The sequence below is a fragment of the Ammoniphilus sp. YIM 78166 genome (assembly GCF_004522215.1).
Lineage (GTDB): Bacteria > Bacillota > Bacilli > Aneurinibacillales > RAOX-1 > YIM-78166.
This window is the reverse complement of the sequence record NZ_SDLR01000003.1, coordinates 397974-423895: the sequence shown is the minus strand read 5'-3', so window position 1 is coordinate 423895 and position 25922 is coordinate 397974. Positions and strand designations below refer to the sequence as shown.

Sequence of the window (25922 nt, the reverse complement as noted above, 5' to 3'; positions counted from 1 at the left end):
CTGTTTTTTCAAGAAGTGGAGTGATTTTGGGTTGCTTTTTTTAAGAGCACTCTAACTTTGGTTTAGAGTTCAATCATCCCATGCCCGTACCGGGTTCGGGTGCTCACCAAATTTCTGATTTGCTCATATACCTGGAACAGCTCCAAATAACCAGTCCACTTTGATCTCGAAACTAAGGATTTTGCTTCCAAACCGGTAATGATTCCAAGAACTCGCTCAGCTTTTTCGAGATTGGGAGTGATTTTGGTCTACTTTTTCTAAGAGCAATCTAAACTTCGGGTTAGAGTATCTAATTTTTCACCTTGTTTTTTAAGTAATTCCGCTTTTTTATGATATTTGTCCGATCCTGGACCCCATTACTGGCGTCCGGGTCCGGATGCTCACAAAATATTTGATTTGCTCACGGAAAAGTGGCGTTTGCTCACGAGTTGGTATCGTTTGTTCACGTACCTATAACCATTCCAGCTAATCTCGGGGGTTTGGTCACGATACTCGGAGAGTTGCTCCCGAACTCATAATTGATACAATTAAGATGGAGTCACTTGTTTTACTTTTTCTCGGGAAGCGATCGGGCATCCCGGATCACCCTGTGATCAAGCACCAACTTTAATGCCGGGGCTTTTCATATAAAGTGGATTGATTTGGTCCAAGACCGGTAGTGATTCCAATTAACACGAGTACCCGACTTAGAGACAAATAGACCCCTCTCCCCAGACTCTAGATAAACTTGAATCCGGGAGAAGGATCTTACAACGACAACACTCGACAAAATTCGGGGAGTGACAGGCACTCTATGAAATATCGTCAGCTACATCCGTGAGTCCAAGTCGGATTAAGCTTTCTACTGTAGGGGCGCCTGTTTTCAGATCCCAGCCCATTTCTCGCAAGTAATCTTCGTTTTGCGTCTTCAGATCAATGGTAACATCCTGAAGAGGTCCTTCAGTTTGGGGGGGCATCCCGATCATTCGGTTCGGAACTTTAATCTCCATTGGTAGGATTCCTTCTCGAACATTGAAGGCCGTACGGATTGCGGCAATGCGTTCACCGATGGTAAGAAGTCTTTCAGCTGTAAACTCCTCCCCGATCGCCTCGGTCAAAAATTGAGCAAGATCCTCTGGGGTGGAGCAAAAGTCGCCAAATAGGCAGATGCCTGCGGCATTGACGGTATGGATGTAATTGCTCATGATTTTATGCTTCTTGCCTTTGCCTGTATAGTTGTACTTATCTGCAATTAACTCCGTGATTCCCAGGTATGGATGCGTTGCCCCTTCTTCAATGATGTGGCTTCCGCCTTGGGTATGTCTTCCTGGGGTCGCATCTAGCATATAGGTCGTTGCGTACCCTGGCGAGAGCCTAGGGTCATGCATCGGGAGCTCTTGCCCATGAACATGGATGGCGAAGGGCTCAGAGCGTTCTCCTAGTTTTTCTGAAGCCACCTTGACTCCATCGGCCAGCAGATTTCCGATCCCTCTCCGATCCACGATATCTCTCACCAAATGGACAATGGCTTCATGGTTTCCCCACGAAAGCTCTAGACCATTTACATCCTCTTGAGTGAGAATGCCATGTTCCAGGCACTCAATGGCAAACCCGACCGTTCCCGCAACGGAGATGACGTCTAAGCCAGCCCGGTTACAGAGATCATTGAGATAAATAATGGACTCGGGGTTATTGTTGAGCAGCAGCGTTCCGAATCCCCCTGTCGTTTCATACTCGGGTTTATGCCCCCGCACCTTATAAGGACCTTCCTTCACTTCCACAATGGCTCCGCAGGCGATGGGGCATTGCCAGCATCCATAAGACTTTTCCTTATAGTTGTCGACTAGCCCCTTGCCGATGGGCTCTGCATGGGGGAAATCCTTTACGCCTACGCCTCCCCAATTGCGTACCGGAGAATCACCGGAAATCGCCGATCCGCCCGTGATTCCAGTCGTTCCGTATTTACTCATAAACTTCCATATATCGCGCTTGATCATTTGCTTGTTGGCGTTTTGCCGCACCTTCTTCATCTCTGCTGGCCTGGCAACCGGAATCGGTTGACTGCCTCCGGCGACAATAGCTTTTAGCTTCTTGGACCCCATAACAGCTCCCAAACCCGATCGTCCGGCTGCTCGCCCTTCATCATTCATCACTGCGCTGATTAAAGAAAGCTTTTCTCCGCCAGGGCCGATTAAGGCGGCTTCTGGCTTCGTCCCGCCGTGGTCCTTCTTTAGGATGGCCTCCGCCTCCCAGGTCTCTTTTCCCCAGGCTTCAGACGCATCGCGGATCTCCACCTGGCCATCCTCAATGTAAATATAGACGGGCGACTCCGCTTGACCCTCAACGAAGATGGCATCATAGCCTGAGCGCTTGAGCGCGGGGCCGAAGGTGCCTCCGCAGTTGGCGTCCCCCCAAGTATGTGTTAAGGGGGATTTGGCTACAGCCACCCAGCGGTTGCCGGTAATGGCTGGGGTTCCAGTTAAAGGCCCAGTCACAATACCAAAGAGGTTTTCCGGCCCTAGTGGATCCACATGGGGCTTCATTCGGCTATAAAGTATCCTAGCCCCGATACCATATCCTCCCAAAAATTCCTGCTGGAGCTTTTGACTCAATTCCTCTTCCCAAATTTTACTTGTGGTTAAGTTTACAAACAGGATTTTTCCCATATATCCGCCGCGCATGCCCTTTTTCCCCCTTTTTATGAATAATAAACCGTAAATCCTACCCACCGCTGATCATGGAAATCACGTCAACTTGATCGCCATGAGACAGCACCGTATTCAAGCCTTCTTTTCTTTTAATATCGAAGAAGTTGACTAGCATAAGCGCAGAGAGAGCCCGCTCCTTTCCTTCGATCATGGACTGTAAACCGGGGTCTTTTTCATACAGAACCTGGAGAAGCTCAGCAACCGTCGCCTTCTGGCGAAGGAAGATTGATTCGTCAGACCACCTGGTCTTCATTTGGATCGCGCCAAACAGTCTGATCCTCACCTCTATGAGTCCTTCTTTATCCGGAATAGCCATAGGTAGGTACTCCTCGAACTGCGGTTTTGATTTTAAATAGCCCTCCGGCATAAGGCTGATTTTCCAATTTGTTAGAATCGATCCCGATTCGTGCCGTGGTAATATACAATTCATTCAACTGTTCCCCTGCAAACACACAGGATGTGACTCTAGCAACAGGCAGAGGGACTTTTTCCAGCTTCTCACCCGTTGCCGGATTCCATCTTGAAACCTGATAGCCGTCCCAATGGGCAATCCAGAGCATGCCCTCCTCGTCCATCGTCATGCCATCGGGAAGTCCTTCACCTTCAGGGATGCGAACGACTGTCCGGCGCCGACTAATGGCTCCGGAATGCAGATCAAAGTCAAACGCATCCACCCTCCTTGTCGGGGAATCAATATAATACATCGTCGTATGTTCCTTATTCCATGTGATGCCATTGGAGACGGTAACGCGATCCACCATTTTTCTTACCCCTTGATGCGGATCCAAGACGAAGAGGGCTCCCATAGGCTCGAGTTCACTACGATCCATGGTTCCCGCCCAGAATCGGCCGGCAGCATCACACTTTCCATCGTTAAATCGCATATGACTTCCAACGGAGCCAGGGTCCCCATGTTTTTCTAAGGTTTCCGCTTCCGTATTACAAGCATAAAAGCCATCCTCCATGGCCAGCATGACACCTCCCGAATCTCTTGGAACTACAGCCCCTACCATTTGTCCTACAGGTATCACCCTTGATTCTCCGGACATGGGATGAAACAGGTGAACCTTCTTCCCTATGATATCGACCCAATAGAGAATCCCTTTCTTCGAATCCCAGCTGGGGCCCTCTCCTAAAATTGCTTTGGCATCGATAACGAGCTCCACTCTACTCATGCACTTTCCTCCTTTTTCCCAGCAACCTCTGAAGGTCTCTCCCACTTTCGAATGATCATATAAACACTAAGCGGCAAAAAAGAAGCCGCTAGGCAAAAAGCATAGAATGCAAGATCCTCCGCGGAGAATCCTACAAGCGCCAAGCATATAAAAAATAGTAATCTTCCTACCGTTAACCCACATTCTCGGATAAAGATTCCTTCATCTCCATTCGGGAACGCTTGGTTAATGTACGTAAAGTTAAGCCCTACGACGGGATTCAAAAATAAGGGGCCGGCTGCGGCGACTAAAAAATTAAAAACGATTAACCTCATATCCCACTCACTGAGGAAAAGGGTGGAGGCAAGAGGATAGACCATCACAGCAAGAACCAGTCCCATCGCGTTATTTCGCTGTGACAAAAGAAAACCCATGATGAGATTAACCCCTAGCGTGACTAAGCCATAAAACGTAGCGAAGGTGCCGACGTTTGCCTCCCCTTCTCCGGATATGTAAACCAAAAGTCCCGCGGCTACGCCGATAAAACTGAAATAGAAACCTTGCAATACATTAGACAAGAAGAAGGATGGATGGCGAAACGAAGACGGTCTGAGTTGTATTTTTTGCGTATGATGCTTGGGCATAAACAAGCTGATGCCTATGATGCCTGCAGAAACAAGGGCAATGATAGCAAACCCTACTAGATAACCCGTTCCTTCCACCACATGACCAAAAAAAATGGGGATCAGGACAGGAATGACACTTGCCAGAACGGAGGCTTTAGCAAAAGTCCCTGACCCTTCGCTGCTCTTTCCAAGGGTTCGATAGATTGATAGATAAGGCGGCCAAAAAAACCCGCCCGTCGCTCCCATAAGTAGCCCTAAGACCAGCGGATAGCTGACTTCCGCGATGAGCAGCCCCATGGCCATCAGACTCGAAACGCCGGCAATCACCATACTGAATCTCGCATTTTTCTCACAGCACTTAAATCCGAGATAAAAACAGAGGCCCCAAAAAAAGAAAAGATAAAAGTTATACTCAGCAACCATTCGAATATCCTGGTTCTGCTTAAAAAGATAGGTATTAATAAACAGGGTGGAAAATTGGTAGATGGCAGTGAATAGCATTTGCGCTACAGCCAAACGTAGAAGCAAAACGAACCCTTCTTTCAATAGGATGGAAAAAAGGTGTCGCCATGGCATCGTTCGCAACACCTTTCATTCTTCGAAAGTAGCAGAGGCATCCAGTCAAGCCCCCTTTTTGATAGATATGACGAGCTTGGCAATTTAATACTACTTTAACCCGAAACAAGTATCATATTTGAATAAGGGGTCGTATCCGCGGTTTTCACTACTCCCGCCGCTTCTTTCGTCAGTTTTTTCAGTTCCCTATGTGTAACTGCCAGGATCGGAATGTCTGGGTACGCGTCTTTTAATTCTTTCAGTCTCTTGGGACTGACGTCTTCCATTTCACGGGTCACCAGGATACGATCAATCTTCATTTCTACTGAAATGGCTTCAAGCAGTTGTGGAATGGTAGGGAGATCATCGGTTATCCCCAGGTTTATACGGTCTACTTCCTTCGGGATAGGGTATCCTCTATCCGCTAGAACAATATAATCGGTATGACCCAGACTCGCAATCATACGCGAGAGCTCGGGATGAAGAATTCCGCTTTTCTTCATGAGTACTCTTCTCCCTTCCTTAATTGGCGATAGACTTCCTCGCGTTGCTCTTCCGTTATTTGTTCGGCGAGGGTTAAATAGGGCTGCTTAAAGTAGAATTTTAAGTGCTGACCGCTTGGGACGACAGCTATCAGTTCCCAACCCTCCTGCCCGAGCCGAGGGAGCATGGCTTCATCCTGACTGATCAGATACTGCCATTTCATTTACTGTTCCTCCTCCGGTATGCTTTTAAATAATTGGTAAAAGGCGGCGGCGTTCGTGCCAAAAATAGCGGTATGGTCTTCTAGTGACAGCGTTTTGGGAAGAGCTGCTATAAGAGCCTCGTGAACCTCAGTATAATTGCCTGCTAATAAACAAACCGGCCAATCGCTGCCGAACATGACTCGCCTTGCGCCAAATTGCTCGAAAACATGATGCACATATGGGACAAGATCTTGTACAGTCCAATGGTCTGGTTCCGCTTCGGTAATCAGACCAGATAGCTTGCACATCACCTTGGGAAAGCGGGAGAGGGCTGCCATTTGCTGTTTCCAAGGCTCCAGCTTATGCTCACGAATAGGAGGCTTAGCCGCGTGGTCAATCACAGCCCTTAAATTGGGAAGCTCTAAGAAGAGCTCATGGATATGAGGGAGATGGTGCGGAAAAACCAGGATATCAATGGGAAAATCATGTTCAACGAGGATTCTCAGATTTGTTTTCACTTGCTCCCTTAGAATCCAGCGATCATCCTGCAGATCCTGCAGCATCGGCCTTAAGCCGATAAATCCGGGATGCTTTCGATATTTTTGAAACAGCTTTGGAAAATCCGAAGAATCTAGATCCAACCACCCTACAACTCCAGCTATAAACTCGTTTTGTTCATATAATTCGAGCATGTATTCTGTTTCTTCTACAGTCGGTGCAGCCTGAACCAGGATGGTACGGTCAATATCGTGCTCCTTCAGCCGGGGAAGCAGATGGTGCGGCAGAAAGTCTTGATGGAGAATTCCTAGTTCGGAACTCAGCCAGTGATAATCCCCACGATCCAACTTCCAGAAGTGCTGGTGGGCGTCAATTCGCATAGCCACTCGCCTCCCTATTTAGTAAGGAAGTGTCTTCGGGTACACATCCCTAAGACCCTCCTTCAAGCTTTTTATACCGCATCCTGTCGGAAGCGATTGGTTAGTCGGCCCAGCTTCTCAATCTCAATGGTGACTTCATCGCCATCCTTCAGCCATACTTGCTGTTCTTTGGGATAACCTAAAATGACGCCCTCCGGAGTTCCTGTCAGGATAATATCTCCAGGCTCTAAGGTCATATATTGAGAAATGTAGCTGACAATTTCCTCGCAGTGAAAGATCATATCGGACGTATGGGAGTCCTGCCGCACTTCTCCGTTTACATAAGTTCGAACGGACAAGTCATTGGGATTGCCTACTTCATCAGACGTAACCAAATAGGGACCTAATGGGCTAAAGTGATCTAAACATTTGCCCAGAAGCCATTGGGACGTTCTCATTTGTAAATCGCGTGCCGACAAATCGTTTACATTGCAATAGCCAAATACATAATCAAGGGCTTTGTCTTTCTCCACCTGTTTCGCCTTCTTGCCCATCACGATGACGAGCTCGGCTTCATAATCAATTTCACGGGCGTTCTCCGGCAAAGCGATAACATCGCCGTGGGCAGCCACCGTGTTGCTAAACTTATTAAAAAGCACAGGATACTCCGGCACAGGCATGTTCGACTCCTCCGCGTGCTTGCGGTAATTAAGACCGACGCAGATGATCTTGCCTGGATTTGGGACACAAGGGCCAATATGTAATTCCTCTTCCTGAAGGTACAAGTTCTCATCACGGCGCCCTTCCGCCATTTGCACGAGCTCCATTAGCTCTGAGCGCGCCTTTTCTCCTCCCGTTAAAAGTTCATGGATGGATAAAGGAATTTGGGTAACAGGGCCCAGACTGGCCGCTTTTGCTACATTTAATACACCTTTAGCCGTTTTCACCCCTAAGGCCAATCCTTCGGGGGTATGGAAAGTAAGCAGCTTCATTTTGATATCCTCCTCTTCCGTCTTTAAGCCATCTTGCCGAATACGGCTCCTCCATCTATATATAATGGGGAACCCATCATAAATTTTGAATCGTCTGACGCGAGGAATAGAGCCGCTTGGGCAACGTCTTCAGGGCGTCCAAGCTCTCCTCCAAGCTGCCGCTTCTTAATCGTTTGCAGTGCTTCTTCAGGGTTGTCATAGGATTTCTTTAGATAATCCTCTACGAAAGGAGTGAGGATCGTACCTGGGAGCAAGGCATTGACCCGAATATTATAAGGGGCATAATCGACCTGCATGGATTTTGTCAGCGCAAGCACCGCCCCCTTCGTTGCCGAATAAACCGCTCTTTTCATGAGCCCGATCTCGGCAATACACGAAGACATGTTGATTATACTGCCGCCCTCCCGCTGTTCCATCATATGGGGGACCACATACTTGCTTGGCATGAACACTCCCTTGAGATTGACGTTCACGACACGATCCCATAACTCTTCGCTGGTTTCGTGAACAGCCCCGACACCAGAGATCCCCGCATTATTGAAAAGCACATCAATTCGTCCGTAGGTATCGATCACGAGCTGTACCATCCGATCTACCTCCAGTGCATTGGTGACGTCGGCTTGGATGAATTGTGCAACTCCGCCTTTCTGTCTGATCCCTTCCACGGTTTCTTCCCCATGCTCCCGGGACAGATCGTTCACGATAACCTTGGCTCCTTCTGCCGCAAACAGTAGAGCCGTACTTTTTCCTATGCCAGAACCTGAACCAGTTATGAGGATCACTTTATCCTTTAATCTCATTAGCTTAAGCCCCCTATCGTTCCATATGGTCTTGCGGTTGGGCGGCCTTTACCGTTAACCCGCCATCAACCATCAGCAGATGTCCGTTGACCTGCATGGCTTCATCGGATGCCAGGAAAACGCACGCATCCCCGATTTGCTTAGCTGTCCCCAGGCGCTTCATGGGATTGGCCTCTTCCTCGCGAAGTCGGATCGCCGGATCAGCCAAGTATTCGGTGCACATATCGGTGTCTACGGTGCTAGGTCCTACAGCATTGACGTTAATGTTGTATGGTCCTAATTCAATGGCCATTCCTTTGGTCAGCATATGCCCCGCCGCTTTTGAAGCTTGGTAGTGGGGAATGACGGGGCTCGTCACCACGAGGCTTGCCGTAGACAGAATGTTGATGATCTTCCCAGACTTGCGTTCAATCATGCCTTTGGCGGCGAGTTGGGAACACATATAGATTGATTTTACGTTCGTATTGAAGGTGCGATCCCATGTTTCGTCGGTCAGCTTCATGAAAGGTTCAAAAGGGGCGACTCCCGCGTTATTCACTAGAATTTCCACGGCTCCAAGCTCTCGCTCCACTTTGGCAAACATCGCGTTGACTTGTTCTCGATCCCCTACATCCGCCTGGACAACAATGGCCCTGCCTCCCCATTGCTGTGCCCGCTTCATGACGTTTTCGGCTATAGGCTGGGAACGATCCGACGTATAATTGATCGCCACATGGGCTCCTTCCTCGGCTAAGCGGAGTACGATAGCTTCCCCAATTCCCCGACTGCCTCCTGTAACTAGCGCGACTCGATCCTCCAGTCGTCTTCTACTCATCAACATGTCCTCCCCTTTCCTCCATTAAAAGTTGAACTCCTGATGGCCGAGGACTTCGGCCTTGACCTGCTTGCCATTGGCGGGTATCTTCCACCTCCTAGTTAAGGAATGTTAACGTTAACATTAATATAATTTCAAACATCCTGCATGTCAATATATTCTGTATAATCTGAAATTTATTGACAACTTGAGTTATTCGAGTTATTTTATTGTTAAGTGAAATGTTAACGTTAACAATTTTGTTATTTCTTCGAATCAAAGGGGGATTCCTGGATGGCCACCATTGTCGATGTTGCCCGTAAAGCTCAAGTTTCTCCCATGACGGTGTCTAGGGTGATCAACGGGACAGGCACCGTTAAGGAAGAAACCCGCAAGCGTGTAATCGAAGCCATGGAGGAGCTTCATTATTATCCTGACTATAACGCACGTGGCCTTGTGAAAAAGAAGACGAACCTCCTCTATCTTTTGATGACCGATATTACGAATCCTTTTTTCACGACGTTAGCCAGGGGTGCAGAAGATCAAGCAAACCGCCATGGCTACCGTCTGTTATTCGGAAACAGTGACGAGAGCTTGGATAAGGAAAAAGAATATGTTGAGATGCTGCTATCGACTAAAGTCGACGGCGTACTTTTCGCCCCCAGTGGCGATGATTCCCTTAAGCATTTGCAAACACTTCGCAAGCATAACATTCCGTTTGTCATCCTGGACCGTTATGTTCCAGGGATAGAATCGGATCAGGTTTTAGGCGATAACCTTTTGGGGGCCCGTCTTCTGATGGAACATCTGATTCAGCAGGGGCACCGCAGTATAGCCTGCTTATGCGGCCCCCAGCATATTTCTACCGCCAGGGATCGCCTAAAGGGATATAGAGAGTCCTTGCTATTGAATGGGATTCCATATGATTCTGCACTGGTCATGGAAACCGACTATAAGCTTGAGAGTGGACGCTTCGCCATGGAAACGCTCCTTAGCCGAGAATCTTATCCAAGTGCGATTTTGGCTGCCAATAATTTGGTCGCTATAGGTGTGATCCAAGCTCTTCAGAGGAGAGGCTTTAGTATTCCGGAACAAATGAGGGTAGTCACCTTCGATGACTTGGGTCCCCTCTCCATTCTTCATCCGTTTCTTACCATCGTTTCCCAGCCGGCCTATGATTTCGGATCGATGGGCGTTCAGCTTCTGCTGGATCGAATCCATGGAACCGGACCAAAGGAATGGAGAACGATTGTACTACCGCCTCAATTCATTGACCATCAATCTAGTGAAAAGCGAGGGTATTAAATGAAACCGGGAGACCTTGAATTTTTGAAAGGCTGTCTGACGAACCTGCAAGTGGACATCACAACCGCATCGTATAATACCGTGGGTCCCCATTGGCGGGATATCGACTTTGTGTCTGACTTTAATCGCTTCTACCTTATCTGTTCCGGTGAGGGCTACGTTAAAATCGGAAACAAGGAATTCTATCCGAAGCCTGGACAGATGATGCTGTTGCCCGCAGGGGCAAAATTAAGTTATTCCACCATCAGTGAACAATCATTTTCCAAGTATTGGTGTCATTTCACAGCCTCAGTCGGCCAACTTCCTTTTTTTCAGCTCGTTGACCTCTCTTATGCTGTTGAGCCTTTGGAGCTGAACAAAACAATGGGACTCTTTGAAGACCTGAAACGTCAATTCCAAAAGCAGGACCTTCCCTCCCTCTTTCGGGTCAAGGCCATTGCGCTGGAATTAATCTCAATTTTTATCTCGAGCCAAGAGGCGCGGGCTTCAATCCTGCCGCCCAGCAACCAAAAGATCCATAAGATTTTAGAATATATCGATGCGCACCTGTCAGAGACCATTACGGTGGAACAACTGGCAGATCTGGTACATTTCCACCCCAATTACTTCATTCCATTTTTCAAGAATGTCATGGGCGTCTCTCCAATTCAGTACATTAACCGCGTAAAGATTGAAAAAGGCAAGCAGCTATTAGCCGCATCGGATATGAATGTCTCCGAAATCGCCGAAACGATTGGGATGAACAATCATTATTTTTCAAGAGCATTCAAGCAATATACGGGCTATAGTCCCACTTATTATCGAAATATGTTTCAGAAGACAGCCGATGCCTCCCTTCACTAGGAGTACAGCCGCGCAAATCACGCGGCTGTCGCTTCTTCTTATATCTTCATGCGCGTCAGCGCGTTTTCAAAGGAAAGATCCACGGAGTCGTTCCCCACTACATATCTCCAGAGCTTCGCGCGCTGGACATGCTCAGCTCGATCATCGTTCCCGAGCCAGGGATGGTAGCCTTCCCGGAATATCTGACGAATCTCCTCCGTATCGTAGCCATCCGTATTGAATAAGTTGCGCTGCTCCTGCCCAGGCTGCAGTCTCAGTTTAAATACATAGCGCGTCGTGTCCGTATAGTTCGGTTGCGCGCAGTGCCATAGCCCATGGTGAAGAAAGGCAATGGTCCCCGCTTTGCAAGCCATTTGCCGTTGACCCACAATATTCTTATAGCGCCCAATGCTATAATTGTTCACTCTGCGTAAATGGGAACCGGGCAGAATTAAGGTCGGACCCATCTCGATTGGCGTATCATGAGAAAAATAGAAGCATTGAATGTCAAAGGCAAATGGACGCGTATCGATGACGGAGTCCGCGTGCCAATTTTGTGCTTTCAGGTGCTTGGGTGCTACGACATGCTGGTACGAATGATCATAGACCGGATTTTTTCCTACCAGGCTCTCGATGATCCCGTTCACCTGGGGCAGCTCAAAAATTTCTTTGATTGTTTCGGATTCATGCCAGAACCAGTCATACCCCTTGCCGGAGTAATGGATTTGTTCGTGGTGGACTTTTTCATTGAGAGCTTGTGGCACGATCCCTTCCATTTGCAAATATCCATCCACAACAAACCGCGCCATCTGAGCAGCAGTCAGTAAATGCTCCCTCTCTACTTTAGCCATCGATCTTCACCTTCCTTTCCAGTACATATTCATAGTTCAGATGACCAGTTTCGTGCTCCATTCCTCGCAGATACAACGGAAGCTGAGGGATCTGCATGACGAACCATCCGTCCCTCATCGCAGCAAGGACTGACTCATAGGGCGGTTTTTCCTCATCTCCTTCCCGCATTTGCAGTTGATCCGCAGGTCGTGCGCCATCGTATAAGGCCCACGCGACCGTTCTCGAATTCAAGTCCGGATTTTCCAAGTGGAGAAACAAAATTTGCTGCCGTAAAGACTCCATCCTAATCCCTCCCTAATTTTAATTACCTGCCGCCCATTCCCGTCAATTGAATTCCCTCTACCAAGTATCGCTGCAAAAAGCCAAAGACGATCATGGATGGGATAATTACAATCGCGGATGCAGCCATCATTAAGTGCCACTCGGTCCCATAGATCCCCTGAAACATCTTCAGACCGACGGAAAGAACCTTCATGTCTTCGGTATTGGTAATAACAAGCGGCCAGAAAAACGCATTCCACTGAGTCACAAAAGCAAATACACCTAAAGTGGCCAAGGCCGGCTTGGATAAAGGCAGCATAATGCGGAAGTACGTGCCGAAGCGAGAGCAGCCATCGATTCTTGCGGATTCTTCAAGCTCAAACGGAACCGTCAGGAAAAACTGGCGCAGCAGGAACGTACCGAAGGCGGTAAAGGCTGCGGGCAGTATGAGGGCCTGATAAGAATCTACCCACCCAAACTGATTCATCAGGATAAATTGCGGTACAATGGTGACTTGAGCCGGGATCATTAACGTACCCAGATAAAGATAGAAAAGCAGATCGCGCCCTGGAAAACGCAGCCGGGCAAAGGCATAAGCCGCCAAAGAAGAGGTAAGTACTTCTAAAAACGTGACGGATAAGCTAACAAAAATTGAGTTCATGAAAAACTTCCCAAAGGGGATGTAATTCCAGGCGTAGGTGAAGTTCTCCCAGGCTAAGTAGGTTCCCATCCATGATCCAGCGTGAGAAAACAGCTCATTTTCCGGTTTTAGCGCGGTGGCAATCATGACAATAAATGGAACAACCATCAAAAAAGCCAGAAAAGACAGGCTTGTATAGGAGATCACCTGAATGATCCGTTTCATAGTTGATTTTGGACGCACCTATTCTTCCTCCCTAATCATAATTGACCCATTTCTTTTGGACCTTCATCTGGATCATCGTCACGGTAAAGATGACTCCGAACAGTACCCACGCAATCGAAGAGGCATACCCCATCTTAAAGAACTGGAACCCGCTCTCATAGATGTACATCACGATGGTGTTGGTCGCATTTGCCGGTCCTCCTGCCGTCATGATATAGGCTTGGTCAAAAACCTGGAAAGAAGTAATGATCGTCATGACCACAGCAAAGAACAGGGCAGGGGAAAGCATGGGGAGCGTAATGTAAACAAATCGATTCCAGCTGTTTGCTCCGTCGATCTTGGCTGCTTCGTATAGAGAAGTTGGAACGGCATGAATGCCGGCAATGAAAATCACCATATTGTAGCCGACCATTTTCCACACGCTCATAATAATGATGGCGAGCATCGCATACTGGGTGTCCCCTAGCCAATTGGGCCCAGCGATTCCGAACCAACCCAGAAAGGTATTGACAAACCCGATATTCGGCTCGAACATGTACTTCCAGATGAAGGCCGCTGCAACGGTTGGCGCCAGAACGGGAAGGAAGAATAAGGTTCTGTAAATCGCCACCCCTTTGGTAATGCTGCATAGCCATAGGGCTAAGATCATCGCAGCCACAATATTAAAAGGCACGTACACCCCTACGTAATAAAGCGTATTTTTGATGACCTGATAAAATAGGGGATCATTCAGAAATAAATTCTTAAAATTATCCAATCCGACAAAAATGGGAGGAATCAACATTTCCCAATCATAAAAGCTGAGAATCAAAGATACAAGAACGGGGACCGCGGTAAAGGAAAGAAAGCCAATGATATTAGGAGCCAGAAAAAGGTAGCCGGCTAAGGCCTCGCTATTCCATTTTTTTCTTCGCTTTTTCTGTGTGGCTAGCTTCATCATGCCAACCCGATTGGCTTCCCGATTATCAATATCTGGCAATACACTCATTGGTGATTTTGCCTCCTAACGTTTTTGTATAGAAGAGGAGCCGGTACTACTATCCAGCTCCTCTCATCCGCCTACTTCGAAGAGGAAACCGTCTTTTGGTGCTTTTCTAATAGAGGGTCCATCTGCTTCTGAATATTGTCTAGCACTTCTTGGACAGGTGCATTGTTAAACCAGATCTTGTCTAGTTCGCGATTAATCATCAGCTGCGTTTCCTGCCAATTGGTTGTTACGGCAAAAGGCTTGGCTTTTAATGCGGCTTTGGACACAGCCTCCATATTAGCTGGGCGATCATCCGCCTTCTTGAAGGTTTCAATAGACGTGCTGCGTGCAGGGAATGCGCGTCCCGTCGTGGCCAGGTATTCAAAGCCTTCCTCGCCCATCATGACGCTAATCGCCTTCCACGCTTCTTCCTTATGCTTAGACTTCGGATTGATACCAAAGCCTGACCCCGCTACCCAGGAATTGATCTCACCTTTTCCTTGTGGAATCGTGGTGATATCCCACTTGAAGTTCGCCTTAGCGCGAACATTTCCAAAATTCCATGGTCCATCAAGATACATGGCCACCTTGCCGGCATAGAATTGCTCACGGTAGAAGGTATCGTTTCCTGGGTCCGTAATCGGCATGGTAACCTTATGCTTATGCATGAGATCGGACAGGAATTGGATTGCTTCTGCAGCTTCCTTTTCGTTAATCATGGACTTGGTTTTTTCTTCATTCATGTAATTTCCGCCGTTTGCCCAGATCCAAGGCACCACTTGGTCGATGACATTGCGCATGACATAGCCGTAATTCCCATCCTGAGTTGTTGCCTTGGCCTTCTCTAGGAAGCCTGCCCAATCCATATTTTCATCCGGATAAGCCACTCCGTATTTATCGAAAAGATCTTTGTTGTAATACAAAATATAAGGTCCAAGATCATAAGGAATAGCCATAATCTTTCCATCCCACGACAGAGCATCGAGAATGCTGCCATCAAAGTTTTCTATCTTAAACTCGGGGGAATTCTCAATAAACGGATTGAGCGGCTCCAATGCTCCACGTGTGGCGAAGGTAGGCATACGTAAGCTTTGCATGGAGATAATATCCGGAGCTGAACCACTGGCTACCTGGGTTTGGAGCTTATCCCAATAATTGGGGAAAGAGTCTGTTTCGAACTTAACGGTGATTTCAGGGTGCTTTTCTGTAACTTTCGCTGCCAGTGCTTCCCATACTTTTTTCTCTTCGTCACTACCCGTCCACATCATCCAGCGCAGTTGAACATTCTCCGCTTTTTTCTCCTGGGCTTGTTCTGTCGTGCCTCCGCTCGTATTCGACGGAGTCGACCCCCCTCCTCCGCAAGCGGTTAGGATGGACAAGGATACAGCTAGAGACACCGCCGATACTTTTTTCCATAGCTTCTTCATCTTGTTTCCCCCTTGGTTTGGAAATAAAAATACTATCCTACCTTCATGAGATCACATGGAATAGGTGCGATTACAGTTGACGTATTCCTTTCATCACCCCCTTTCGCATCTAATAGAATGAAAACGTTCTTACTTTTATCCATTAAGCTGAAAGGAGTCGACGGTTTTTATCGATCCCCGCTTGATCAGGTTAGTCTTTAATCGTTTCACGCACTTCTCTTTGCTATTGTCTGCCATTCTTTTTAATAAGATCTGGCTAGCCTCCTCTCCGATTTCGACCATCGGCTGCTCCACAGCTGTCAGCGGTGGATTATACACTTGGGACAGCTCATAATCGTCAAAGGACACAAAGGAAAGATCCTCCGGAATTTTAATATTCTTTTCGTTCAGGGCGATGATGGCGCCAAGGCACATGTAATAATTGCACACAAAAACAGCAGTTGGGCGTTCCGGTTGCTTCAGGAGCTCGCACATCTGGGCATACCCGCTTGAAATCTCAAAATCGCCGAACTTAATTAAACTCTCATTCATGGGTAGACCATAATCCTCAAACGCTCGTATGTAGCCCCGGTACCTCTCTCTTCCGGTCAATAGTTCCTGAGGGCCACAAATGATTCCAATCTTGCGGTGACCCTCTGCAATAAGGGCCTCGGTTGCTAAATAGGCTCCGTTCACGTTATCGACCAGAACGGTATCTGCTTCTAGATTGGGCAAAACCCGGTCAATCAACACCACAGGAATGTTCTCCATAATCTCCTTCACCTGCTGACTGGATGTAGTCACGGAGCTTAACAGTATCCCATCTACCTTTTTGCTGAGTAGAAATCGGAGAATTTCCTCCTCTCTCTCCGGATTGTTATCTGCACTCAAAAGCATGAAGCTATAGCCCGCCTGATGAAAGATTTCTTGCGCTCCCTTCGCAATCTGCGCGAAGAACATATTGGTCAAATCTGGCACAATGTAAGCTACAGTATAGGATTTTTTGGTCTTTAAGCCCCTCGCCATGGTATGCACCCGATAGTCCAACTCTTGAATGGCCTTGCGTATCGCAGTTTCGGTAGCTTTTTTCACCCTTCCCCCGTTCAGCAATCGAGAGACGGTAGCAGGCGACGTATTGGCAACTCTTGCAACGTCTTTAATGGTAGCCATTCCATCCACTCCATTCGCTTCCAAAATGAAAACGTTCTCGTTTTTCTTGTCCTCATTCTAAATGATTAATTTTTCCATTTCAAGTACTTTTTAAAATATTTTTTATTTTCAATCAATAACGATATAGATACTAATGAAGCAACACGTCCCTGGATCAAGTACTTGTTGGTGCATATTAGGATTGTGTAAGTTTATATTAGTTTTGTTAATTTTCAATTTATTGTCTTTTGTAAGATAATGGGTGTGTCGAACGAATAGGATTTTGAAATCGATTTCAGTTGTAATCTACCTAGGAGGTTTGGTATGATTCGAAGATTTAAAGATGAGAGAGACGTATTTTTCCAGCGTCGTTTTGGATTGTTCATTCATTGGGGGCTCTATGCGATTCCTGCATGGCATGAACAAATCCTATGGCGAGGGAAGATTAAGCGAAAAGACTATGAACAGTATGTCCATCAGTTTAATCCGATTGACTTCAATCCAGATGAATGGATTGATTATGCGGAACAAGCGGGAATGCAATACATCTGCTTTACAACGAAGCATCATGACGGGTTCTGCTTATGGAATACCCAATATACAGACTATAACGTTATGAACACTCCCTATGGCAAGGATATCTTGGGTATGTTGGCCGAAGCCTGCCACCGAAGAGGCTTTCCCTTGAGTTTATACTACTCCCTGCCGGACTGGCATCATCCGAACTATCCAAATCGCGGACGCCATCATGAAATGTTTGGGCCGAGACCTGGGGATGATCAGGACAGTGAAAAATACCTTCAGTTTGTCAGAAACCAAGTTAGAGAGCTGTGCACCCAATATGGGCCCATCTATCAATTGTTCTGGGATGTTAATGTTGCCGAATTCCATGATCCGTCGATTAATGAGATGGTACGTTCCCTGCAGCCGGGCATTCTGATCAATGACCGCGGCCCCGGACCAGGCGACTACAGTACTCCGGAGCGTCATGTGCCGGCTGGGACAGAGTTCCATAAACCAACTGAGGCCTGTCAGGCCTTTGGCCGGGAGAGCTGGGGTTACAAAGAGGACGAAGACTATTATTCTCATCTATTTATTATGCAAAGCTTAGATCGAATACTGGCCATGGGCGGAAACTATCTTCTAAATGTGGGTCCCAAAGCGAACGGCAAGTTTCCGGAAGAAAACATCGAAGCCTTGCAGAAGATCGGCGAGTGGTACCATTCGGTAAAAGAAGCCTTTGAGAATACCTACCCTGCAACTGATCTGGTGGAGAAAGACCAAATGAATATGACGGGTCATATTGTGGATCGGGACGAGGTCCTGCTGACGAAAAGAGACAATACGGTTTACGTTCATCTCCCAAGAGCCCCCCAGAGCACATCCATTCTATTAAAGCCGTTGGATAGGCTGCCAAAAAAAGCGGTCTTGCTGAACAATCAGCAGGAACTGGAGGCTAGAGTGGATATTACTCCGTGGGCTTGGAAAGAAAAGCCTCATCTTCGCATCCGAAATTTGCCGGTCAATGAATTAACGGGAAGCGTCCTGGTGATTAAGCTGGAATTTGATGATTCTATCAATGAGTAAAATGATTGAGGAGGAAGTTGGATGAAGCAAGTAGAAGTAAAAAATCAGCAGTCTCTCTCCCCTGCAAGGGCCATGGATTTGCGCTATAGGCAGATTCACTTGGATTTCCATACGAGTCCCCAAATCGAAGGGATTGGCGCCGAGTTTAAACCGGAGGAGTTCGTAAGCACCCTACTGAAAGCCAGAGTCAACTCGATTACGAGCTTTGCCCGATGCCACCATGGCCTCCTCTACTATGATTCCAAAAAATTCCCGGAGAGGGTTCATCCCCATCTCGCCAACAAGAATCTATTAAAAGAGCAAATTGAAGCCTGCCACCAAAACGATATTCGAGTCCCCATCTACATTACGGTGCAGTGGGACCATTATTCAGCGGAAGAGCATCCCGAATGGCTTGTCAGAGATGAACAGGGTGCTCCCTATGCAATGGGCGGCCAGAAGCTGTTTGATGCAGGATTCTATCAATTTCTCTGCGTGAATACGCCGTATCGTGACTTCCTCAAGGAACAGACCCAAGAAGTGTTAGAAATGTTTGAGACAGACGGCATTTTCTTTGATATTGTCAAGCCGGTGGAATGCGTGTGTAAATCCTGCCGCAGGGATATGCTTGAACAAGGGCTAGACCCCACCCGGCAAGCGGACCGCCAACTCTTTGCCCAAGAGATGATCAACGGATTCAAGGAGGACATGACCGCTTTCGTCCGCCAGTTTAACCAAGATTGCCTGATTTACTATAACCAAGGGCATATGGGTCCGAAGCAAAGACAAGTCAAGGATGCGTACACTCACTTTGAATTGGAATCCCTTCCTAGTGGGCATTGGGGCTATCTGCATTTTCCCATGACGATGCTGTACGCGCGGACCCTTGGACTTGATTGTCTGTCCCATACGGGAAAATTCCATACCATGTGGGGGGATTTTCACTCGTTTAAGAATAAGGCTGCTCTCGAATTCGAATGCTTCCGCATGCTAGCCTTAAACAGCAAGTGTCTAATCGGCGATCAACTAGATCCGAACGGCAAACTGTCAGAAGCGGTCTATGAGCTCATCGGCTCGGTCTACACCCAAGTCGAAAAGAAAGAGCCCTGGTGCCAAGGGGCGGTTGCTGTCACCGATATCGGCGTATTATCGACCGAGGAATTTCGTCAGGCGGATTCGCGCAATCTTCCTGAAGATATGATGGGTGTCACGCGGATGCTGCTCGAGCTAGGGCATCAATTTGATATCCTGGATTCTAAAAGCGACTTTTCCTCTTATAAAGTTCTGGTCCTCCCCGATCGGATTGCCGTCGATGCGGGATTAGCGGATAAACTGGAGGAATATTTGGCCATGGGCGGGAAGCTGGTTGCCACCTATCAATCCGGATTAAATCCGGAGCAAACCGAGTTTGCTTTAAGAGGTTTAGGCGTAAAACTCAAGGGGCAAGCTCCCTACAGCCCTGACTTCCTGGTACCAACAGGAGAAATCGGCCAAGGGATGCCTGAAACCGAGCACGTCATGTATCTACAAGGGATGGAAGTGCAAGCTGAAGAAGGCACTGTGGTGTTGTCCGAAGCAAAAATTCCTTATTTTAACCGGACCTGGGAGCATTTTTGTTCGCATAAGCATACTCCATCTTCCGGGGTGACAGGGTATCCTGGCATCGTGAAAAATCAAAACGCCATTTACTTTATGCATCCGATCTTTACGCAATACAATCAAAATGCCCCTCGTTGGTGCAAGCAGCTGTTTGCCAATGCCTTAGCAATGCTCCTTCCCGATCCGCTCGTCAAGCACAGCGGGCCAAGCACCATGCTGGTGGCATTGAATGAACAAAAGGAGGAGAACCGCCAAGTCCTTCATGCCCTACACTATATCCCGGAGCGCCGTTCCAAGGATATCGATATCATTGAAGACTTGATTCCCTTGTATAATATCCACATGTCCGTGAAGGTGCCGCAGCCCGTCAAAAGCGTTATATGCGCTCCTGAAGGCATTCCTTTGGATTTTACCTTATCAGAGGATCGGGCAACCTTCACTGTACCAAAGATTGAAGGTCACCAAATGGTGATATTGGAGTTTTTTGAGTCATAGTAAATGGAAGAAGGCTTCAACGGTCCGATTTGTGGGCGTTGAAGCCTTTCTTTTGTAGCGAAATTAGGGTAATTCTATTATAACCTTCCTCACCTTGGATTGGGGCTGCGTCCAGCTTTCATAATGCTCAATCATATGATCAAATGGAACCCGATGACTGATAAAGCTCTCCAGATCGATTTCCCCGCTTGCCGCCGAGGACATCACCTGTAAAAAGTCTTCCCGGGTCGCGTTGCGGCTTGACATCAGGGTCATTTCCCGCTTATGGAACTCCGGATCAGAAAAAGTCACATCTCCTTTAAATAAACCGACAAACACAAGCTTCCCGCCGTGCGCTACATACTGGAAAGCCTCCATCATGGATTTCGCATTTCCCGTAGCGTCAAATACAATAGTAGGAAAGTCTCCATTGGTCAGATGGACAATCCTTTCCATTGATTGCTCAGAAGCGTTAATCGTAGCATCGACCTTTGCCCAGCTTTGGCTGAAAGCCAAGCGTTCTTTATTAATATCCATGGCTAGCACTCTCGCGCCTCTTTGCCGGGCGAATGCCATTACAGTCAATCCTATCGGGCCTGCTCCAATCACCAAAACCGTTTCTCCGGGCTCTACGCCGGAGCGTCGTACCGCATGCGCCCCAATACTCATGGGTTCTAGAAGAGCCACATGGTCAAGCGGCAAACCCGTGGATGGGATCAGATGATCGCAGGGAACGGACAGGAATTCTTGCATTCCCCCGTCTAGATGAACGCCCAATACGCTCATCCCGGTACAGCAATTGGGTTTAGCGTTTCGGCAGGCAATGCAGGTTCCGCACTCTATATAGGGAATTACAGCTACTTGATCCCCTGTTTTCAACCCCCATTGGTTCTCTCCTACTGCTTCAATGACCCCAGCCAATTCATGGCCCAATACGCGCGGATAGGTGAAATACGGCTGGTTTCCTCTAAATGCATGCAAATCTGTTCCGCAAATCCCAATTCGGCGGATGCGGATTAAGGCCTCTCCTTCCTTGGGCTGCGGCATTTCTGCCTCTAGCATCCGCAAGTGATGGGGGCGTTCACAGAGAATTTGCTTCATGGCTCGTCTCCTCTCGCTTATCGTAAATTGAGGGCAGTTTCCTGCCCTCAAATGACTCTTATGGATAATATTGACTAACTTTCGTAGTAGAGGGACACCATCGAGATTTGAGAAGGAACGGGATGAGAACATCCTTCGCCCGATCGGTCCCAATATAATGGAGGGCATCCACGGCATGCGCCCGGACATACCGGTTGTCATCTTCCAAGCATTTCTTCAGCTGGGGAACCGCCTCATCGGCATTTGGGCCTAGTCTTGCCAAAGACAGAGCGGCCATGAAACGGACTTGAACATCGGTGTCCTGCAAGCCGCGAGTTAGGCCATAGACCACATCTTGCGTGGGCACGCCGATCATCCCGATCGCTTCCACGGCCGCCTGTCGCACCCGTTCGGAGGAATGGTTCTGTAGTTTTATCAGATAAGAGACCGCTTTCTCGGCTACATGCCTCAGCTCGCCAAGAGCAAAAACGGAGTGGACAACGGTGGCTACGCGGCTGCTCTCAAGAGCGGAAAGAAGCCCTTCTACGGCCTCAGAGCCCGAAATGGCCAACCCATATGCAGCCGTACGCGAAACCTTCTCACTCGGGTGATGCAGACCTTCGAGCAAGGCCTCCACTCCCTCCTGTCCACCGCGTGCAAGCTCATAGGCAGCATGCAAGGCATAGGGTTCAAATGCATCCTGCAGTCCCTTTGAAAGATCCTGTAACGCTGTCGGACTGTAAGCAGCTGTATGTGCCAAGCCACCGACCTGGCCATTTAGCCAGTTCCACGTTTCTTCCCACATGGTTTCCTGTCTGATTAAAGGAGGCGCTAAGGATAACGGAGCCGCCCAATCCGGATTCTGAAGATTCCAGCTTGCCTTTGTTGGGGCTTGCGTCCGCATGAATTCAAACTTCAGCATATAGCGATGCTGACCTAAACGATTGGATGTAGAGCGATGCCAGATATCATAGTGAATGAGAGCAAAGGTACCCGCTGTACCGCTTGCCAAAAACTCCCCAGACGGGCAGTCTTCCTCAAATGTACGAGTCTCGTAATTTTGCGTCCCGGGCATAATCCCTGTCGGACCCAGTTCGATAGGCGTTTCTTGCGGAAAATACATGATCATCGCCCACCAGGGGTGATGATTGCGCATTCTCTTATAGCCCCAATAGCTGTCTTTATGCCAACGGCCAGGTTCAGGCGATGCATTGTAATGACCGTGACGATGGGCGTGCATCAAATAATTTGGACCGAGCACGCTGGTTAACGCGCCAGAAACCACCGGGTGATCCAGTACCTTTTGAATGTCCGGTATTCTCGGCAACAGGTTGTTTCCGGGATTTCCTTCTTGTTCATATACATCGTTAAGTTGTTGAACTAAACGATCATGAAAACCATCTGAGAATTCTGCATTAAGGATCAAGAATCCCTCTGTAATAAATCTCCTCATTTGTTCATCCGTAAGCAACAGGGGCGAGTTTGGATTCATGCGAGCCGATGCCTCCTTCATATTCATGGGTTAATCAACGGGATGATCCCATTATAATGAAGAAAAGGAAACTTCTACATAGACGATCCTAATGAATGTTTGACGAGAATTAAGAGTGCCTGTCACTCCCCGGTTTTTGTCGAATCGCCCAAAAGAAGGAGCCTCTCTTCTTTGAAAGCTAGAGAGGCTCCTTCGTTTCCACTTGTAAAGCTTTATCTAAACAAAGAATTATAGTTGATAAATTCTTACAACGAAATCCCTAAGTAACCGCGCGTGAATTGGAAATCCACGTTCCCTTGTGCGAACAGACGCGGCGTATAGCTTTGCTCTAAGGTTTGCTTGCAACGCTCTAGAATCTGCTCGATCCAAGCGCTGTGATCCCCAGTTAGGGACAGATCCAAATCATGACCATAAGCTGTCTGCACAACCGGCTCAGATGCTACTTGGAGCATCGGCACGAACGGATGCGTCTGCATCGGCTGTTGCCCTATCCAGGCGATGATGAGCTCTACACCCGTGGCGGCTAAGCCTGTTACGGTCTCTACCCCATGCTCGGTTGGAGTTTCCATGATATGGAATCCACTGTGGCGGGCGTGCTCGCCATAGGCTAAGGAAGGGTGGACAGAGGATGCAGTCCAAAGACGATCCCGATAAGCCGGCGTCTTAAGCAAACCGCTATTCTCAGCAACCACAACCGTACCGCCTGCAGCAACGATCATTTGGGTCAGCATGGCAAGCTGCTCCCCAGCTTCATAGGAAATGGAGCCATCGGTTACGATCCCGATTTGCAATCCTTCGAGCCCGACGCTTTGCTCCACGCTTGGCGCAGCAACGGACAATTGCTCAGCGAACCAGCCTTCCACCTTCTGCGTGACTTTATCGATTCCGCCATCAAGTTGAATACTGGCATAGCCAAGACGATCAGGATCAACGCCCATCTCCTCCATCTGGTGGCGCATAAAGTCATTGTGCGTCTTCTCGCAGCCATGCTCCAGCAAGAGGCAATGCTTAACCAACGGATGTGTAACGTAGCCAATCATCGTGCGAGCATACAGCTGCTCGGATTGGCCGCCAGAATTACCGCAGCCTTCCGTGTGAGCCAAAGCGACATAGCGCGAGATGGGCTCGGGTTGGCCAATCCCCTGGCTGTTCAAGCGCTGAGCAATCCGATTCCCCACCTGGCCGGAGCAAAGGCTCGTAGGTAAGATTAATCCGATCGACCCTTTGTCCCGACGAGTAAAGGAGAAGCCCTCCGCCGACACGGCTCCGTCGAGTCGAATCGCGATCGGCTCTCCCTGCGGTTGTGGAGCACGAAGCAGCTCATCCAGTCGGCTTCTATCGCTCTGTCGCCAGTTTCGCCAGATCTGCACCTGGGCGTGGCCCGCCTTCTCCCCTACACTGCGCTGACCGGAGGCAACCTGCAACGTCAGCTCGAACGTTTGCTTGCCTAATTCATCCATGGACATCCCATCCTGATACTGACCGGCGTTGATATCCATATCATTGGCCAGCAGCTCGAAACGGCGCGTGGTCGTCACGACCTTGAGCGTCGGAACAAAAGGGAAATTGGTAATCGACCCATTGCCCGTTGTAAAGAAGACCAGGTTGCATCCGGAAGCGACCTGTCCGGCAATACTCTCAAGATCATTTCCGGGGCTATCCATGAAATAGAATCCGGATTCTGTCATAGGCTCGCCATAATCAATGACATAGTCGAGACGGCTGGACGGGTCTTTCTTGCGGGCTGCACCGATAGATTTTAGATAAATGTTATAGAGTCCGCGATATTTATTGCCTCCGGAAGGGTTCCCTTCCGCGTTCGCCCCGTGCCACGCTGCCCGATCTTTGAAGTTTTCTACGAGAGTCAAGAATTTGCGAGCCGTCTCGATGTCGCGAACCTTCTGTAAGACATAGGGCTCGGCCCCGATTAATTCATCCGTTTCTGCTAGATTCGCAGCGCCGCCGTAGCGTATCAATTCCTTGGCCATCCACCCGAGCAGCGGGTTTGCTGAAATGCCGGAAAAAGCGTCAGACCCTCCGCATTGCAAGGCAATCTTCAGATGGCGAATGGATTCTGGAGTGCGTTCCATGCCATTGACAGTAGGCAGCCAATCGCGCACGATCGCCTCCCCTTTCCTCAGCTGATCCTCAAAGCTTCCTTGAATGGACATAAACTGATGAAGCACATCGCTTAAAGGATAGTTATGCTCTCGCATATACGATTCTACCATTTGGTTGGTCACGGGCTCCGTGCCGAAGTCTACGATTAAGACCGCACCGACGTTGGGATTGACGATAAAACCGGCCAAGGTGCGTAGCAGCAGGGAAAGATTATTAGGCTGCTCAGCTCCTCCTTCGGTATGGGCCACGGGAACGATTCCATCCACTTGGGGATAGTGCTTTAGTTCACCTTGAAGACGGGCGGCCAGTTGCTTGACATAGCTTCCCGTACGCGAAGTGGTGCCCAATACGACAATCGTATTGCGGGTACCGACACCGCGCTCCGGACTGCGCCGATAGCCCATAAACGTGCGCGTATCGGGGGAAGGAGGCAGAGCTTCGGCCGCTTGGAAATGGGCTTCGTCGAGTACATAAGGTGGAACTTCATCCACAAAATTAGGCTTTTCCGGGAGGGCAAAGGCCAACGTACGCACACGAAGCGCTTCTAATACCTCTTGGTTTATCACATAGTGACCGGGCTCAATCGTTACGAGGGCCACGCCAAACGGCAATTCCCAGGATAGTAGAGGTTCCCCCGGAGAAATCGCCTTTACAGCAAAGCGATGACCTTCCAAAACCGTGTAATCTATAGTGAAGGTTTGGCCTTGATAGATAATTGTCGCCCCAGCCTCCAGATTGCGGGTGGCCACAGCGACATTATCTCCGGGTAAGGGAAGTCTAGCGACTTCATCGAACAGGTAAGATATACTCATA

23 protein-coding genes are annotated in these 25922 nt (G+C 48.4%); 4 read left to right on the top strand and 19 right to left on the bottom strand.

Annotated elements, in window-relative coordinates; all coding sequences use genetic code 11:
* Positions 1-791: 791 nt before the first annotated feature.
* From EIZ58_RS13560 to EIZ58_RS13515, 10 genes are all read right to left on the bottom strand, one after another.
* Positions 792-2660, bottom strand: coding sequence for an aldehyde ferredoxin oxidoreductase family protein (locus tag EIZ58_RS13560; protein ID WP_134701328.1), 1869 nt, complete (start codon positions 2658-2660; stop codon positions 792-794).
* A 40-nt stretch (positions 2661-2700) separates the two neighbouring features.
* Complete coding sequence (locus tag EIZ58_RS13555) at positions 2701-3003, bottom strand: MoaD/ThiS family protein (protein ID WP_167577682.1); 303 nt, start codon at positions 3001-3003, stop codon at positions 2701-2703.
* Positions 2987-3862, bottom strand: a complete 876-nt coding sequence (locus EIZ58_RS13550; RefSeq protein ID WP_134701326.1) for an SMP-30/gluconolactonase/LRE family protein — start codon at positions 3860-3862, stop codon at positions 2987-2989. The genes EIZ58_RS13555 and EIZ58_RS13550 overlap by 17 nt, the downstream gene beginning before the upstream one ends.
* Positions 3859-5043: a hypothetical protein gene (locus EIZ58_RS13545; RefSeq protein WP_134701325.1), complete on the bottom strand. Its 1185-nt coding sequence runs from the start codon at positions 5041-5043 to the stop codon at positions 3859-3861. Before EIZ58_RS13545 ends, EIZ58_RS13550 begins: the two co-directional genes overlap by 4 nt.
* 95 nt (positions 5044-5138) lie before the next feature.
* Positions 5139-5525 carry a D-ribose pyranase gene (rbsD, locus tag EIZ58_RS13540; RefSeq protein ID WP_134701324.1) on the bottom strand — a complete coding sequence of 129 codons (387 nt, stop codon included), beginning with the start codon at positions 5523-5525 and terminating at the stop codon, positions 5139-5141.
* Positions 5522-5728, bottom strand: coding sequence for a hypothetical protein (locus EIZ58_RS13535; protein ID WP_134701323.1), 207 nt, complete (start codon positions 5726-5728; stop codon positions 5522-5524). The genes rbsD and EIZ58_RS13535 overlap by 4 nt, the downstream gene beginning before the upstream one ends.
* On the bottom strand, positions 5729-6586 hold the full coding sequence (locus tag EIZ58_RS13530; protein ID WP_134701322.1) for an amidohydrolase family protein: 858 nt from the start codon (positions 6584-6586) through the stop codon (positions 5729-5731).
* A 71-nt stretch (positions 6587-6657) separates the two neighbouring features.
* Positions 6658-7557, bottom strand: a complete 900-nt coding sequence (locus EIZ58_RS13525; RefSeq protein ID WP_134701321.1) for a fumarylacetoacetate hydrolase family protein — start codon at positions 7555-7557, stop codon at positions 6658-6660.
* 23 nt (positions 7558-7580) lie between these two features.
* The gene (locus EIZ58_RS13520) at positions 7581-8357 is read right to left on the bottom strand and encodes an SDR family NAD(P)-dependent oxidoreductase (protein WP_134701320.1); all 777 of its coding nucleotides are present in this window, start codon (positions 8355-8357) and stop codon (positions 7581-7583) included.
* A gap of 13 nt (positions 8358-8370) precedes the next feature.
* Positions 8371-9171: an SDR family NAD(P)-dependent oxidoreductase gene (locus EIZ58_RS13515; RefSeq protein WP_134701319.1), complete on the bottom strand. Its 801-nt coding sequence runs from the start codon at positions 9169-9171 to the stop codon at positions 8371-8373.
* Between the two features lie 273 nt (positions 9172-9444).
* Here EIZ58_RS13515 and EIZ58_RS13510 point away from each other — a divergent pair, with 273 nt between their 5' ends.
* Positions 9445-10455 (top strand): LacI family DNA-binding transcriptional regulator, encoded by a 1011-nt coding sequence (locus tag EIZ58_RS13510; protein WP_134701318.1) that lies wholly within the window; start codon positions 9445-9447, stop codon positions 10453-10455.
* Positions 10456-11298 (top strand): AraC family transcriptional regulator, encoded by an 843-nt coding sequence (locus EIZ58_RS13505; protein ID WP_134701317.1) that lies wholly within the window; start codon positions 10456-10458, stop codon positions 11296-11298. It begins immediately after the preceding gene.
* A gap of 38 nt (positions 11299-11336) precedes the next feature.
* Here EIZ58_RS13505 and EIZ58_RS13500 read toward each other — a convergent pair whose 3' ends face one another.
* The 6 genes from EIZ58_RS13500 to EIZ58_RS13475 all read right to left on the bottom strand — a co-directional run bounded on the left by EIZ58_RS13500 (position 11337) and on the right by EIZ58_RS13475 (position 16822).
* On the bottom strand, positions 11337-12128 hold the full coding sequence (locus EIZ58_RS13500; protein ID WP_134701316.1) for a phytanoyl-CoA dioxygenase family protein: 792 nt from the start codon (positions 12126-12128) through the stop codon (positions 11337-11339).
* Entirely contained in the window at positions 12121-12411 is a 291-nt protein-coding gene (locus tag EIZ58_RS13495; RefSeq protein ID WP_134701315.1) for a hypothetical protein, read from the bottom strand. Before EIZ58_RS13495 ends, EIZ58_RS13500 begins: the two co-directional genes overlap by 8 nt.
* Positions 12412-12433: 22 nt before the next feature.
* Positions 12434-13273: a carbohydrate ABC transporter permease gene (locus EIZ58_RS13490; protein ID WP_205672201.1), complete on the bottom strand. Its 840-nt coding sequence runs from the start codon at positions 13271-13273 to the stop codon at positions 12434-12436.
* Positions 13274-13286: 13 nt separating this feature from the next.
* A complete protein-coding gene (locus EIZ58_RS13485; RefSeq protein ID WP_205672199.1) occupies positions 13287-14243 on the bottom strand; it encodes a carbohydrate ABC transporter permease in 957 nt (318 codons plus the stop codon).
* Positions 14244-14314: 71 nt separating this feature from the next.
* On the bottom strand, positions 14315-15649 hold the full coding sequence (locus tag EIZ58_RS13480; RefSeq protein WP_134701314.1) for an ABC transporter substrate-binding protein: 1335 nt from the start codon (positions 15647-15649) through the stop codon (positions 14315-14317).
* A 135-nt stretch (positions 15650-15784) separates the two neighbouring features.
* Positions 15785-16822, bottom strand: a complete 1038-nt coding sequence (locus EIZ58_RS13475) for a LacI family DNA-binding transcriptional regulator (protein ID WP_167577681.1) — start codon at positions 16820-16822, stop codon at positions 15785-15787.
* A gap of 279 nt (positions 16823-17101) precedes the next feature.
* On the opposite strand from EIZ58_RS13475, the gene EIZ58_RS13470 reads away from it, so the two are divergent.
* Both EIZ58_RS13470 and EIZ58_RS13465 read left to right on the top strand, forming a co-directional pair.
* Positions 17102-18364 carry an alpha-L-fucosidase gene (locus EIZ58_RS13470; protein ID WP_134701312.1) on the top strand — a complete coding sequence of 421 codons (1263 nt, stop codon included), beginning with the start codon at positions 17102-17104 and terminating at the stop codon, positions 18362-18364.
* A 21-nt stretch (positions 18365-18385) separates the two neighbouring features.
* Positions 18386-20437 (top strand): alpha-amylase family protein, encoded by a 2052-nt coding sequence (locus tag EIZ58_RS13465; RefSeq protein WP_240689082.1) that lies wholly within the window; start codon positions 18386-18388, stop codon positions 20435-20437.
* Between the two features lie 63 nt (positions 20438-20500).
* On the opposite strand, the gene EIZ58_RS13460 is transcribed toward EIZ58_RS13465, so the two are convergent.
* The 3 genes from EIZ58_RS13460 to EIZ58_RS13450 all read right to left on the bottom strand — a co-directional run bounded on the left by EIZ58_RS13460 (position 20501) and on the right by EIZ58_RS13450 (position 25921).
* A complete protein-coding gene (locus EIZ58_RS13460; protein ID WP_134701311.1) occupies positions 20501-21517 on the bottom strand; it encodes a zinc-binding alcohol dehydrogenase family protein in 1017 nt (338 codons plus the stop codon).
* 58 nt (positions 21518-21575) lie between these two features.
* The gene (locus tag EIZ58_RS13455; protein WP_134701310.1) at positions 21576-22988 is read right to left on the bottom strand and encodes a HEAT repeat domain-containing protein; all 1413 of its coding nucleotides are present in this window, start codon (positions 22986-22988) and stop codon (positions 21576-21578) included.
* A 245-nt stretch (positions 22989-23233) separates the two neighbouring features.
* Complete coding sequence (locus EIZ58_RS13450; protein ID WP_134701309.1) at positions 23234-25921, bottom strand: UxaA family hydrolase; 2688 nt, start codon at positions 25919-25921, stop codon at positions 23234-23236.
* Between the last annotated feature and the right edge of the window lies 1 nt (position 25922).